The following is a 13,590-nucleotide window of genomic DNA, read 5'->3' as shown; positions in this document are numbered from 1 at the left end:
GTTGATTGCTATAATAAGCATAAATGAAGCATTTTAATTAGACGCGGAACAAAAAATAGGGAGGGGGGTATATATGATACCTACGATAGAAGAGATTATTGACAAGTATGGCAGTTTAGTAGATTGTCTGCAGTTGGATATATCAGGTGAGGTTTATGAAGATTTATTGTTATTAAGAAGTTTAAGCGATTTAAATGAACACCAAAAGATGCATAGAGTATCATTTATACAAAAACACTTTAACTCTAATTTTGATTATTTGTTAGATGACTCAGAATTTAGAAGTATGAATAAAATTTATAGAAATTTAAATACTATGACGTATATCAATAGTCAAAACAATGAATTTAAACTTAAACCATTTATAAATGAAGAACAATTAAAATCACTACTTGCGATAAAGAAAGTAGATGAACATTTGAGTTATGACCCATCTATTACCTCAAAAGCATTAGCAGATATAAACAAGACGCAAAAAAGATTGGTTACAAAGCCAAATATTCTCTATAATCGATCCAAAAAAGAAAATGAGTATGTACGGTTAGGAGGAAAAATATCATATACAAAGATGGAGAAGCATTGGGAATATTTACATAATGAGATTCAGTATTATAATCTTACTAATCAATTAATTAGTTATGTTGCTTTAGAAATGGAATATGCATGGGCTTTTTTAAATGAATTATTTTATTTAATAGAATTATATTTGAAGGCATTTAAAGGACAAAAGAAAACTGGCCATGAATTTGAAGAAGGATTGAACGCATTTATTCAATCATATGTCATTATTTTACTTATAGATATAAGATTACCGACTGTTAGGTTATATATTATTAGGCGTATTGTGGATGAATGCGAAAAAGAATCAGATAATCAAAAAAGAATTAAACTGATAGAGGAATCCATTAAAAAGTACAGATATGTAAAAGAACAGATTGAAAGATTTGAAAATGCGTTGAAAGAAGAATTATCAATCGCGACTTTGTCTATTGAACAGAATATGCTAGAAGCTAAAATTGATTATTATAAGGAATACTACTATCCTAGAAAAAAAACAAAGCATAACAATATTGAATATAATGTATCATTGTTTTTTAAAGCTGTAGATGCTTTAAAGAAATAGTTTTTCACTGACAATATTTATAAATATAATTAACTTTAAAAAATGTTAAGTTAGACCAGGATTAATGATTCTTAACTACACAAAAATTGTATGAAGTAATCTAAAGAAAAAATAGATTAATCGTTGTATGACGAAATTCAAATAGAAACCATTTTCCCATATACTTAGGAAAGTAGAATCTATAAAAATAGTTTTGAGCATTATATCTAAGCATTATTGAGTACATTGATATTCATGAAGACAACAATAAAAAAGCTTTACGTCACAATAAAATTCAATAAAGAAGTAGGTACTTTTTAATAACTATCCTCTTGACGAAGTGCACCTTAGCACTTCGTCTTTGTTTATACATTAAACAATATCTTTCAAATTATAATTTAATCAATTTTAAATTAGATAAGTAGTACTATAGTAATGCAAAATTAAAAACTAAATGAATCAGAGACAGTATTTAAATTTTAAAATAGTATTACTACATTAACAATTTATTCACAATAGTAAAATTTGTGAAACATCTCCTTTGTACTTCATGATATTTTTAGACAGGAACAGACTAGCTGCTCATATAGTCCTACTTAATAGATAAATTGTATTGAAATTTTTATTAAGTACTATTCTACTCTTAATTAAAGAAGACACCTTATGAAAGTAAAAGTTGATTATTCAGAAACATTGAATACTGATGGATTATGGAATACTTGTCACCCTAATCATCCAAATATCGAATAAATGTTATATGTCATTTATAAGTTTTTAATCTGTAAAAAATCCTAAAGGTAAAGTGATTTTCTTAAAATTTTAAGATATATAGCTTTCGAAATGAGAATAAAATATAAAAGGTTTATACATTAAAAGGAGTCTACACATATAATCAAAGATTATATATAGTTAAACAAAATTTAAATAGAAATTTTTTCGCAAATATCAAAATATGAAATCATTGATATTTTATTTATAAAATATATAAAGAATAAAAGGTTATAACAAGTAATTGTTTTAAGGGAAAATCTATTTACACAAAGAGATATAGTGAGAGAATTATTATTTTTTACTCATGAAAATGAAGTTAGGATTTTTGGTTTTGTCATATTGTCTTTACTTATAAGTAAATAATGGATTTCACAAAAAAATTACAAAAATTTTACAATATACAAGTATTTTATTGTCATTGCTAGATATTATAATAAATCCTAGTGATACATACCATTTTATATAAATTTATATGCAATTAAATGTATGATATTTAGTTGTATAAAACAATGATATAATTTTTATGATTGTTTAAATTTTTTAATTATTGAAAATTAAATTTCCATATATTAAAATGAGGTTGATAGGACTAGCTGTATATGTGTCATATCAATTTTTATAATATTGAAGGGAGACAGACAAGGCGTTATGAAGAAAAAAAGAGGTGTGAAATTAGATTTTATCCCTAATAGACTTAATAAGTATTCTATTAGAAAATTTACGGTAGGAACTGCTTCTATTTTAGTCGGAGCTACTTTACTTTTCGGGATAGGTGAAGAAGCAAAAGCGAATGAACAACAAAATAATTCTGTACAATCACAGTCAAACAATTTAAATGATGATGGTCAATCTGAAGAGGCTATAGAAAAACAAACATCAACAGAAAAACAAATTGTAGATCAAGAGAGCACAGAAGAAATTGCAACTAATGAACAAGAGGTCGCTAAAGAAGAACAAACAGAAGAAGCAGCAACATCTGAAGAATCAAACAAAGTAGAAACAGAAGAAGCAGCAACATCTGAAGAATCAAACAAAGCAGAAACAGAAGAAGCGCCAAAAGCTGAAGAAGCAAGCAAAGTAGAAACAGAAGAAGAGCCAACAGCAGAAGAAACAAACAAAGTAGAAACAGAAGAGACACCAACAGCAGAAGAAACAAACAAAGTAGAAACAGAAGAGACACCAACAGCAGAAGAAACAGACAAAGTAGAAACAGAAGAAGCAACACCAGCAAGTGAAGAAACAGTTAAGCCAGAGACTTCTGCAAATAGTAACGAATCTAGTGAAAATAATGAGAGTGTAGTTTCTTCTTTAAAAGAGAATGAAGATAAAGAAGAATATTCTTTCGCAGCTATTTCTGAGAATGATGTTAATGATCAAATAAAAGTTGGTGAGTTTAACTTTGATAATAAAACTTTATATCCAAATAATTCTGGATACTCAAATATGAGCGCCAAATTTAGTGTTGATGGTCCTGTAAAAGAAGGGGATTATTTCACATTTGTTATTCCAAATAATTTAACGATTGACGGAGATATTGATTATTCAAAAACGGATAACTCTATGAAATTAGTGGATATTAAAAATGCTAATGGAGATATTGTTGCAAAAGGTGAATATAATGTACTTTCTAAAACTGGTAGATATATTTTTACTAATTATGTAAATGGTAAAGAAAATATTAACGGATTTTTTGAATTACCACTATGGACTGATAGAAAAATTACTCCTTATTCAGGGAACTATGATGTTCAATTTGATATAGCTAATGAAAAATTTAATTCTAATATAGATATTGATTATGGTGATCCGTCGATGGGACTTCCAGGTGAAGATGGAGCAAATGTTTCGTCATTTATTACAAAAATAGATAAATCTTCAGGAGAACGAACTTATAAACAAACTATATATGTAAACTCTAAAAATAATAATTTAAGAGACACTACTGTGACTTTGCAGGGTTATCATAATGATCCTAATACAAGTAGTACAGTTCTAAATAAAGATGTTACTAAATTTAAAGTGTATAAATTAGCTGATGGTGCAAAAGTAACTGACAGTTATTATATTGATCCTAATAGCTCTAATTATATTGATGTTACTAATGATGTTTTACCATATATCTACGATAATGGTGATAACACTATCACATTTAATTTTGGTGATATCAATGAAACTTACATTATAACTGTAGATGGTCAGTATGATGATAGCGGAGAAAACGTGAAGACAAGAGTAACTGAAACAAATAGTGACATTTATGGTGGAAGCAAAAAGTCTTACTATTGGGATAATGAGAACATAATTCGCACTGGTGATGGTGGAGCGGATGGAGATAATAGACAGAAATATAAATTAGGTAATTATGTATGGCATGATATTGACCGAGATGGTGTACAAGGAACAGATGAAAATGAGAAACCAATTTCAAATGTAGAAGTAATTTTACGAGACGAAAATGGTAAAGAAATAGGTAGAACAAAAACAGATGAAACAGGTTATTACGAATTTGATGGATTAGAGAATGGGAACTATGAAGTTGAATTTATAACACCAGAAGGTTTCGAAGAAACGCCAACAGAACAAGGTGAAAATGAAGAAACAGATTCAAATACAAGAATCACAAAAGCAACAATTGATGGCGCAGATAACATGAGTGTCGATAAAGGTTATTATGAATTAGATGACTCTGATTCAGATGCAGATTCTGACTCAGATGCAGATAGCGATTCAGATTCAGATGCAGACTCAGATTCAGATGCGGATAGCGATTCAGATGCAGACAGCGATTCAGACGCAGACAGCGATTCAGATGCAGATTCTGACTCAGATGCGGACAGTGATTCAGACGCAGACAGTGACTCAGACGCAGACAGTGACTCAGATGCGGACTCTGACTCAGACGCAGATAGTGATTCAGATGCGGACAGCGATTCAGATGCGGATAGCGATTCAGACGCAGATAGCGACTCAGATGCGGACTCAGATTCAGATGCAGACTCTGACTCAGATGCAGATTCTGACTCAGATGCGGATAGCGATTCAGATGCAGATTCTGACTCAGATGCAGACTCTGATTCAGACGCAGACTCAGATGCAGATTCTGACTCAGATGCGGATAGCGATTCAGATGCAGACAGTGATTCAGACGCAGACAGTGATTCAGACGCAGACTCAGATGCAGACTCAGACTCAGATGCGGATTCTGACTCAGATGCAGACAGTGATTCAGACGCAGACAGTGATTCAGACGCAGACTCAGATTCAGATGCAGACTCTGACTCAGATGCAGAATCAGAGTCAGATGCGGACTCAGACTCAGATGCTGAATCAGATTCAGATGCAGACTCAGACTCAGATGCAGACTCAGATTCAGATGCGGACTCAGACTCAGATGCAGATTCTGACTCAGATGCAGACTCTGATTCAGATGCAGATTCTGACTCAGATGCAGACTCTGATTCAGATGCAGATTCTGACTCAGATGCAGATTCTGACTCAGATGCGGATAGCGATTCAGACGCAGATTCTGACTCAGATGCAGACTCTGACTCAGATGCTGACTCTGATGCAGACGCAGACTCAGATGCAGATTCTGACTCAGATGCAGACAGTGATTCAGACGCAGACTCAGATTCAGATGCGGATTCTGACTCAGATGCAGACTCTGATTCAGACGCAGACTCAGATGCAGATTCTGACTCAGACGCAGACTCAGATGCGGATTCTGACTCAGATGCAGACTCAGATTCAGATGCAGACAGTGATTCAGACGCAGACTCAGATTCAGATGCAGACTCTGATTCAGATATGGGAATGGGTTCAACTGATTCAAACAACAATGGTGGAAACGGCATTGCAAAAGCTGCAACTACAGATGATCATGATAAATCAAATAATGATAAGAAATTACCAGACACTGGTGAACAACCAATAAATAACGGTGCTTTATTCGGCGGTTTATTTGCTGGAATTGGATCATTATTCTTACTTGGTCGTCGCAAAAAAGACAACAAAGAAAATAACTAGAATTATATAAATGAAATTTTATGGCTGGGGCAAATTTTTTGTCCCAGCCTCTATGATTTTTAGGGTAGTTTCATAATTTTCATTAATAAAACAGATTTAGGCTTATTTTTATAAAAGTTAATACAGAAAGGTATGTAATGTATGGAGATATCTAATCAACTAAAGAATTTATTCAATAGTAATTCTGATGTAGAAAAAATATTTGTTAGTGTTGGTCATCCTTCCCAAAAGGCTATAGTAAAAATGTTTAAAGCTAATAATGCTGAACGAAATATTAAAAAATATATCGAATCATTTCGAAAAAATACTGGTAAAAATGCTGAATGGATCAAAATAGATTTCGTTACATCAATTGAAAAAATTAAATATGAACAATTAAAGCATGATTTAACTCATACTCGTAGAAATTATGTAGAATATGGCTTTTCATTAGATAATAATTGGGAGTTAGCATTCTTACCTGAAGAAATTAATACCAATGCATTTATAAGACCAGAACCTAATAGTAAAGAGCTTTTCATGTCTGAGAAGAATATTAACAACTATATTAAAAAATACAAAAGAATAAGAAAATATTTCACACATCGTAATTATGAAAATGAAGATGTTTATAAGTTCTACACGAAAAGCTATTTTATTGAAAAAGATCAACTTATTGAATTAGAAGAAAAGGGATATCGTAAAGGTCTAAGAAAAATTGATAATATTAATGAAGAAATCGATCGACTAATTGAGACAAGTACTCACTTTTTGAAAAATCAAATTCAAGATAACGGAAAGTATATTTATGGTTATTTTCCACATTTCGATAAAGAAATAGGATTTTATAATAATTTACGTCATTCATCTTCAACATATGCATTAATAGAAGGTCTGAGTTATTTAAATGAAGATGTCACAATTGTAGAAAAGGCGATTGATTATTTAATCAAGCATTATTTATATGAAGTTGATGGCGCAGGATATATATTTGATGATACAGAAGGTATGAATGAAATAAAATTAGGTCAAAATGCTGCATTTATCTTCGCGATTTGTGAATATTTAAAGCATGTACCTGAGAAAAATCAATATTTAGAAGCTGCACAGAAAGTTGCAAAAGGGATATTGACGATGATTGATGATCAACAACAAACGATTCACGTATTAAATTATCCTGATTTAACGATAAAAGAACAATTCAGAATTGTATATTATGATGGTGAAGCTGCTTTAGCATTATTAAGACTTTATCAAATTGATCATAATGAAGAATGGTTGAATACAATCAAAATGTTATTTGAAATGTTTATAGAGAAAAAATATTGGAAGTATCATGATCACTGGTTAGGATATTGTACAAATGAATTAGTACAAATTGATCCACAAGAGAAATATTATAAATTTGGCATTCAGAACGTATCGAGTTATTTAGATTATATGCAACAAAGGGAAACGACATTCCCAACATTTTTAGAAATGTTAATGGCGACGTATCACTTAGTAGAAAAAGCTAAAAAGACAGGCTATGTTGAACTTGTTGAAACTTATTTAGATGAAGAAAAATTTATTAATACTATACATTTAAGAGCTGATTATGAAAGAACAGGCTACTTTTATCCTGAAATTGCTATGTATTTCAAAAATCCAGCACGCATTGTGAATTCATTCTTCATTAAACATCATGGCTATAGAGTAAGAATTGATGATATTGAACACTATTTATCAGGGTATGTTCAATATCAAGAAGTGTTTAGAAAAAATGTTTATAAAGTATAAAAAAAGAGACATATGCCTCATTTCAGACTATGGACAAACTGAACTTAAATTTATAAGTTCAGTTTGTTTTTAGTATAAACTAATAATTTTCACTAAAATCATGATTAAATTACGTTTTATCATAGCTATTTGTGGCTCTTTAACGAGATACATTGCCAACTTTTTATGATTTATGGCAGCGCAAATAAGCGGTGGTGTCTATGGAACTTTTTTACTACCTTTATATCTTGCCCATCTCTTACTATGCTGTTCTTTTGCATCACCAAATCGTGTTTTTACTGTTTGCCCCCTTAGTTTATATGTTTTTTAATTGAATCTATAAGCCTTAAATCTTCTATTATATCAAAATCATCTTGCCAAACATATCTTCGAATTTCTCTGATATAATTTCTATTTTTTGTACATTCACTTAATAGTGGAGCATGATTTACATATAATAGGATTAGATTTGTGTATAGTCTATGACTTGTTAGCATCGTTATTTTAATTCACATATACCTTTCCCTCGTCACTCGGTCATGGCAGTTTGTAATTTTTGTTCAATTAAGTCGATATGTTTACTGACCAAATTCCGTTGTTCATTCAAGAATTCTAGGTGTGCGCGTAAAACGCTTGAGACATCTATTTTGTTTTGATAAAGCATGTCTGTGTTTTTTCGTATTTCTTTTAATGGCATATTCAAATTGCTTAGGCACTGGATAAATTTAATCATTTCGATATCGTCGTCTGTGTATAAACGCTTGTTATTGCTATCTCTGTCGATGTGTTTCAAGATATTCTTTTTCTCGTAATAACGCAGTTTGCTTTTAGGTATATTGCAATAATCTGAGACATATTCAATGTAATATTGTTTCATATAAGCATATCCTTTCTCTTAAACCAAGGTTTAACTGATATTGTAATCTATACAAACATGAATGAGGAGGAAAGACAATGAAAAAGGCTTTAATTGTTGTAACAAACATTGCGAAATACGATAATTTAGACAGACCTACGGGTGCGTGGTTCTCAGAGGTTACACACTTTGCGAAAGATTTCTATGACGCAGGTTATGATGTTGATTTCGTAAGTCCGAACGGTGGATATGTGCCTCTTGATCCTATCAGTCTTAACCCTGAAATGATGGGAGCTGAGGACTGGGAATACTACACGGATCATGATTATATGAATAAATTTGGACAAACATTATCTCCAAAAGAGGTTAATCCTAGCGACTATCAAGCCATTTACTTTGCAGGTGGACATGGTGCGATTTGGGGTTTTAGAAATAACAAAGAACTTAACGACATTGCGTTAAGTATTTACAATAACCAAGGCGTTCTCTCTTCTGTATGTCATGGTGCGGCTGGTCTACTCGACATTAAAGAAAATGGCGATTACCTCGTTCGTCATAAAGACGTGACTGGTTTTACAAATAGTGAAGAACAAGCAAATGGTACAACTGAATACATGCCATATTTATTAGAAGACGAATTTATTAGTAACGGTGCACATTTTAAAAAAGAGGATGACTGGAGTAATTTCGCAGTCGTAGATGGTCGCATTGTCACTGGTCAAAATCCTCAATCAGGACATGCAGTTGCTGAACATGCTTTAAAAATCTTAGCTAATCAATAATTTTAAAAAGGAGCGATACACATGAAATCATTAATAATTGGCGCTCATGGTGGCGTTGGTCAACATCTCGTACGCAAACTCAAAGCACGAAACGTTGACTTTACTGCCGGTGTTAGAAAAGAAGAACAAGTTGAAGTTTTAAAAGCAGATGGTATTGATGCAACTTACATTGATGTTGCAAAACAATCTATTGATGAATTAATAGAATTATTTAAACCGTATGATCAAATCCTTTTTTCCGTCGGTTCTGGTGGAAGGACAGGTGACGATCAAACAATCATAGTAGATTTAGACGGTGCAGTGAAAGCAATTAAAGCAAGTGAACACGTCGGTCGTCAACACTTTGTTATGGTATCAACGTACGACTCACGTCGAGAAGCTTTTGATGCGTCAGGCGACTTGAAACCATATACCATTGCTAAACATTATGCGGATGACTACTTAAGACATGCAAATTTAAAATATACCATTGTGCATCTAGGCGCTTTAACAAACGAACATGAAACGCAACAATTCAATATGAGTGCGCAATTTGAAAATGTACAAAATCCGTCTATTACAAGAGAAGATGTAGCAGAAGTGCTTGTTTCTGTATTAACTGATGAAGCATTACAAGGTCACGAATTCCAAATCATCAATGGTGATTTGTCATTACCAGACGCAACGACTAAATATCTGGAGGAATAATAAATGAATAATCAACAAGTTGTACTTGCAAAACTACCATAAGGTATCCCTCAAGACCGTTGTATTTAGATTTGAAACAATAGAAGCACGAGAACCTTAAGTAGGTGAAGTTCAAGTAGACTCCATTTATTTATCTATAGATCCTTACATGAGAGGTAGAATGAATGATACAAAAAGCAATATTCAACCTTTCTAAGTGGATGAGCAATTACAATTTGTCATGTTCGCACTCGCGAAACTATTATAAGACTTATCATAGCAACGCCTGGAACATTACGTTTTGTTCCAAGCGATTTTTTTATATTTACACTTAAAATCAATGTATATCAAATGATTCTCAACATGGGGCATGGCAATGTATATGCGCTCTTTATTTAATTATGATTATATCAAACATTTACTTTGTAATTTGTCTATAGTGATAAGTCTCTAAACTAAGAAAATCAAAAGTTAAATTGCGTGTATGAATGTAAAAAGAAGTAAAAAATTTATATTTTTATATAATTATTTTGTGGCATTGTAATATTAATGTAATAATGTGGCCTGTAAGACAAATATGAGGAGGGTTTTTATGAAAAAAGTTTCTAAATTTATTTTAGATAGTAGTTTAGTTTTGAGCTTTTCTGTAACGCCCGAATTATTTAATGTCACTCAAGCACATGCACAAGAATCTGTGAAACCTTCTTTTAATTATAGAGGTTAGACAGCACATCAAAGTAACTTTATTCTAGATAAGAAATTTAAAACATCTCTAAAAGCTGTTAACTTCAAGATTAATAATTACAAGATTACTAAAAATAATAAAGACTTATACGATCCAACATATTACGGGGTTTCTAAACATAAAGCGAATGGTGTTTTCTTCTTATTAGACCGTAAGTCAGTGAGCAAAAAAGAATTTTTGAATCATTACGTTGAAGCAAAGTATACATCTACATCAGCCTGAGGTAAAGAATATATCTATAAAATTGAAGATAAAGATGTGAGATTTTTTGTTAACCAAAAGGATTATGTCATCAAAGGACAAATCATTAGTGAATAAAATGAGATACTAAGCATGTATGAGAAGTGGGATAAAATTCATTTTGAATCGTAGTCTCGCTCCCTAAATTAATTTATACTGCATTTAATTCAAAAGTTATTTTACATGTTTAAGATTGACGATAAAACAATATAAAAAACCGCATCATTAACCGATACGCAGAAGCATATCATAAATGATGCGGTTTTTTCAGCCGCTTCATAAAGGGATTTTGAACGTATCGGAACGTATGAGGTTTATGAGAATTGCTGTTATGTTTTTGTGAATCGTATCATAAGTGATGAGGTTTTTAATTTTTATAAAAAATATATAAATTAAAACTTAGAACAGTTAGAAACAGAATTATTTGATTATGTAAATTGGTACAACAATTTTAGACCACATTCTTCATTACAGTACTTAAAGCCAGTGGCGTTTAAAAATCTTCACATGAAAAGTGTCTGAAAAACTGTTGACATTCCATCTTGGTATGTCAACAGTAAACTGGACAATTTTTATCTGGTACGTTCCTTTCCGCTTCCTTTTTACATTAAAATATCCCGAACACGTCTCAACATGTTCAGGATTTGGGGGTCGTTTTGGGTTAATTATATTTGCGCTACTTTTCTTATCTTTGTATTACTTTTAATAGATTAGACAATAAATTAATAATAATGAATATATATAATATGCCAACTAATGGTGCATAAAATGTCCACCAGTTTGTTGTTAGCTCGTTTGAGTGAAAGCCTAATAAACTGCTTAAGTCATTGATACTTGGTCTCTCTATAATTTCGCATGCAGGGCCATAGCAAACTTTTGTGCCTCCGAAGAATATTTTGAAGAAGGCTAGGTGTGTCATAACTAGCAAGGTTTGAAAGCATATTCTCAAAAATATGATCAAATATTGAGTTTGTATGTTAGGTAATACATGTTTGATAAAAATATGTTTATGATTAGGACTAATGGTATATGCAGCTTCGATATAGTCTTGATTTAATAAGTGTTGGGTTGATTCTTTTATCAGCATAGTTGTCGTTGGTGTCATTAAGATTGTCAGAATGATGATATTGTAAATTATTCTAAATTGCGTATTGGTCGTAAAGCCGTCTATTGTTTCATATAGTAAAGGGTGTAATAAGATATATGCCAATATAGATTGAGGAATATAAAATAAAGCATTAGAAAAGATACTGTAAATACTTGTTGTCTTACGATTAAATGCTAAATAAGTTCCAATTACTACTGAACAAAGAATAGATAAACTTGATATAACCATGATAATCAGTAAAGTGATACGATATCCAGACAACACTTCAAATAACATGTTTTTAGAAGCAGCATCTACTCCAAACAAAGCTTTAAAGCTAGGTGCAAATGGCGAACTCTTGATAATATCCCCATTAGAATTGTATAGAAAGTTCATAGGTTTAGGCGTGATGTTTAGTAAATCAAAATAAACGACACCCACTAGGGCAGGTAAGATAAGTAACGTTAATAGTATATAAAATTTCTTCATGATAACCCTCCCTGTACGCCAGTGATGGTAAACAATACTTTATGACTCATAAATATGGCGATAGATACAGGTATATAAATCAATATAAATGTGACAAATAATACTTCTGGGGATCCGTAATCAAATATAAATGATGACAAACCGTGCATGTTAAAGATTCTCTCCAGTAGTAATAAACTTGAAAGCGTGATCCAGATAATATGTTTAAAATTGATTAAGTAGGATGCAAACAAATTCCTTAATATATGATTAAAATATAACTCTACATTTGATAACCCCTTAGCTTTAGAAAATTCAATATAATCGGTATGAGATACATCATCTAGAATACTACTTAAAAATGTCACACTACTCACTAAAGGGATAATGGATAGTACTAAAACAGGAAATAACAAAGCTTTGTTCTCAAAACTATCTGCTACATTAAACAATAGAATATCTGTATATCTATAAAATAATATCACCAACGAAATTGAAAAAGGTATATAAAAAATATCCGGAATAATAGATAGGACCATATTAATTTTTAAATACCATTTTTTAATATGTTCATTAACATATAGAAGGTAAGTAAATAATAAAGATACGATAAAAGCTAACAATAACGCAGCAAATAAAATAAAGATAGTATTCAACCATGGTTCAATAAAGAACGGAAATAAACTGCGTTCAACATGTGATATTTTATTTGTAAATATAATATCTTGTGGATGAAATATGTATAAAAACGTCGACTTCAACGCATTAAGATAGTTCATAAAACTAAAATGTTGATCATCAAATAAAGCAGGCAAACACGCTAATAATAAGAACACAATAATTGTCATCATGTAATTGAACAATTTTCTCATAAGATATTTACCTACTTTCTAAATAAATTAACAGGAGGCATTCAAAGTAATCTTAAAAGCTGTACTTAAAATTCTTTATTATCCTTTATAAAAAGAAATACCTACTGCATTTTCAGGAATTCTACTTGAATGACTACCTTTAATTAAAGGTTCTGTTGCAAAGTAAAAAAATATAGCTAACCACTAATTTATCATGTCAGTGTTCGCTTAACTTGCTAGCATGATGCTAATTTCGTGG

The 13,590-nt window shown here is 31.3% G+C and carries 8 protein-coding genes and 3 pseudogenes; 8 read left to right on the top strand and 3 right to left on the bottom strand.

The window, feature by feature from the left end; genetic code table 11:
* Positions 1-73: 73 nt before the first annotated feature.
* The 3 genes from LQ611_RS10015 (at position 74) to LQ611_RS10005 (ending at position 7,657) form a co-directional block, all read left to right on the top strand.
* Complete coding sequence (locus LQ611_RS10015) at positions 74-1,123, top strand: ACP synthase (protein WP_164961584.1); 1,050 nt, start codon at positions 74-76, stop codon at positions 1,121-1,123.
* A 1,398-nt stretch (positions 1,124-2,521) separates the two neighbouring features.
* Entirely contained in the window at positions 2,522-5,899 is a 3,378-nt protein-coding gene (locus LQ611_RS10010; RefSeq protein ID WP_239709553.1) for an SdrD B-like domain-containing protein, read from the top strand.
* A 141-nt stretch (positions 5,900-6,040) separates the two neighbouring features.
* Positions 6,041-7,657, top strand: a complete 1,617-nt coding sequence (locus LQ611_RS10005; protein ID WP_071562374.1) for a poly(glycerol-phosphate) alpha-glucosyltransferase — start codon at positions 6,041-6,043, stop codon at positions 7,655-7,657.
* 508 nt (positions 7,658-8,165) lie between these two features.
* Here the strand turns inward: LQ611_RS10005 and LQ611_RS10000 are convergent.
* Positions 8,166-8,513: a MerR family transcriptional regulator gene (locus LQ611_RS10000; protein WP_239706555.1), complete on the bottom strand. Its 348-nt coding sequence runs from the start codon at positions 8,511-8,513 to the stop codon at positions 8,166-8,168.
* Positions 8,514-8,590: 77 nt separating this feature from the next.
* Between LQ611_RS10000 and LQ611_RS09995 the strand changes: the two genes are divergently transcribed.
* From LQ611_RS09995 to LQ611_RS09975, 5 genes and pseudogenes are all read left to right on the top strand, one after another.
* Positions 8,591-9,274: a type 1 glutamine amidotransferase domain-containing protein gene (locus LQ611_RS09995; protein WP_239705907.1), complete on the top strand. Its 684-nt coding sequence runs from the start codon at positions 8,591-8,593 to the stop codon at positions 9,272-9,274.
* Positions 9,275-9,295: 21 nt separating this feature from the next.
* Complete coding sequence (locus LQ611_RS09990; protein ID WP_239705906.1) at positions 9,296-9,961, top strand: SDR family oxidoreductase; 666 nt, start codon at positions 9,296-9,298, stop codon at positions 9,959-9,961.
* Between the two features lie 45 nt (positions 9,962-10,006).
* Positions 10,007-10,154, top strand: a pseudogene (locus tag LQ611_RS14210) (NADP-dependent oxidoreductase); the annotation flags it as partial.
* A 378-nt stretch (positions 10,155-10,532) separates the two neighbouring features.
* A pseudogene (isaB, locus tag LQ611_RS09980) lies at positions 10,533-11,003 on the top strand (immunodominant staphylococcal antigen IsaB family protein).
* A 318-nt stretch (positions 11,004-11,321) separates the two neighbouring features.
* Positions 11,322-11,447 (top strand): annotated as a pseudogene (locus LQ611_RS09975) (IS3 family transposase); the annotation flags it as partial.
* A gap of 163 nt (positions 11,448-11,610) precedes the next feature.
* Here the strand turns inward: LQ611_RS09975 and LQ611_RS09970 are convergent.
* Both LQ611_RS09970 and LQ611_RS09965 read right to left on the bottom strand, forming a co-directional pair.
* On the bottom strand, positions 11,611-12,501 hold the full coding sequence (locus LQ611_RS09970) for an ABC transporter permease subunit (protein ID WP_107510188.1): 891 nt from the start codon (positions 12,499-12,501) through the stop codon (positions 11,611-11,613).
* Positions 12,498-13,352: an ABC transporter permease family protein gene (locus LQ611_RS09965; protein WP_239709552.1), complete on the bottom strand. Its 855-nt coding sequence runs from the start codon at positions 13,350-13,352 to the stop codon at positions 12,498-12,500. The genes LQ611_RS09970 and LQ611_RS09965 overlap by 4 nt, the downstream gene beginning before the upstream one ends.
* Positions 13,353-13,590: the final 238 nt, after the last annotated feature.

Source organism: Mammaliicoccus sp. L-M44 (genome assembly GCF_022386355.1).
Classification (GTDB): domain Bacteria; phylum Bacillota; class Bacilli; order Staphylococcales; family Staphylococcaceae; genus Mammaliicoccus; species Mammaliicoccus sciuri_A.
Note: the sequence above shows the minus strand (reverse complement) of the source record. Positions and strands in the feature narration are given on the sequence as shown.

Bases quoted from the DNA above. Each gene is read 5' to 3' on its own strand.
- LQ611_RS10015 (WP_164961584.1), top strand. From the start codon at position 74: ATGATACCTACGATAGAAGAGATTATTGACAAGTATGGCAGTTTAGTA.
- LQ611_RS10010 (WP_239709553.1), top strand. From the start codon at position 2,522: ATGAAGAAAAAAAGAGGTGTGAAATTAGATTTTATCCCTAATAGACTT.
- LQ611_RS10005 (WP_071562374.1), top strand. From the start codon at position 6,041: ATGGAGATATCTAATCAACTAAAGAATTTATTCAATAGTAATTCTGAT.
- LQ611_RS10000 (WP_239706555.1), bottom strand. From the start codon at position 8,513: ATGAAACAATATTACATTGAATATGTCTCAGATTATTGCAATATACCT.
- LQ611_RS09995 (WP_239705907.1), top strand. From the start codon at position 8,591: ATGAAAAAGGCTTTAATTGTTGTAACAAACATTGCGAAATACGATAAT.
- LQ611_RS09990 (WP_239705906.1), top strand. From the start codon at position 9,296: ATGAAATCATTAATAATTGGCGCTCATGGTGGCGTTGGTCAACATCTC.
- LQ611_RS09970 (WP_107510188.1), bottom strand. From the start codon at position 12,501: ATGAAGAAATTTTATATACTATTAACGTTACTTATCTTACCTGCCCTA.
- LQ611_RS09965 (WP_239709552.1), bottom strand. From the start codon at position 13,352: ATGAGAAAATTGTTCAATTACATGATGACAATTATTGTGTTCTTATTA.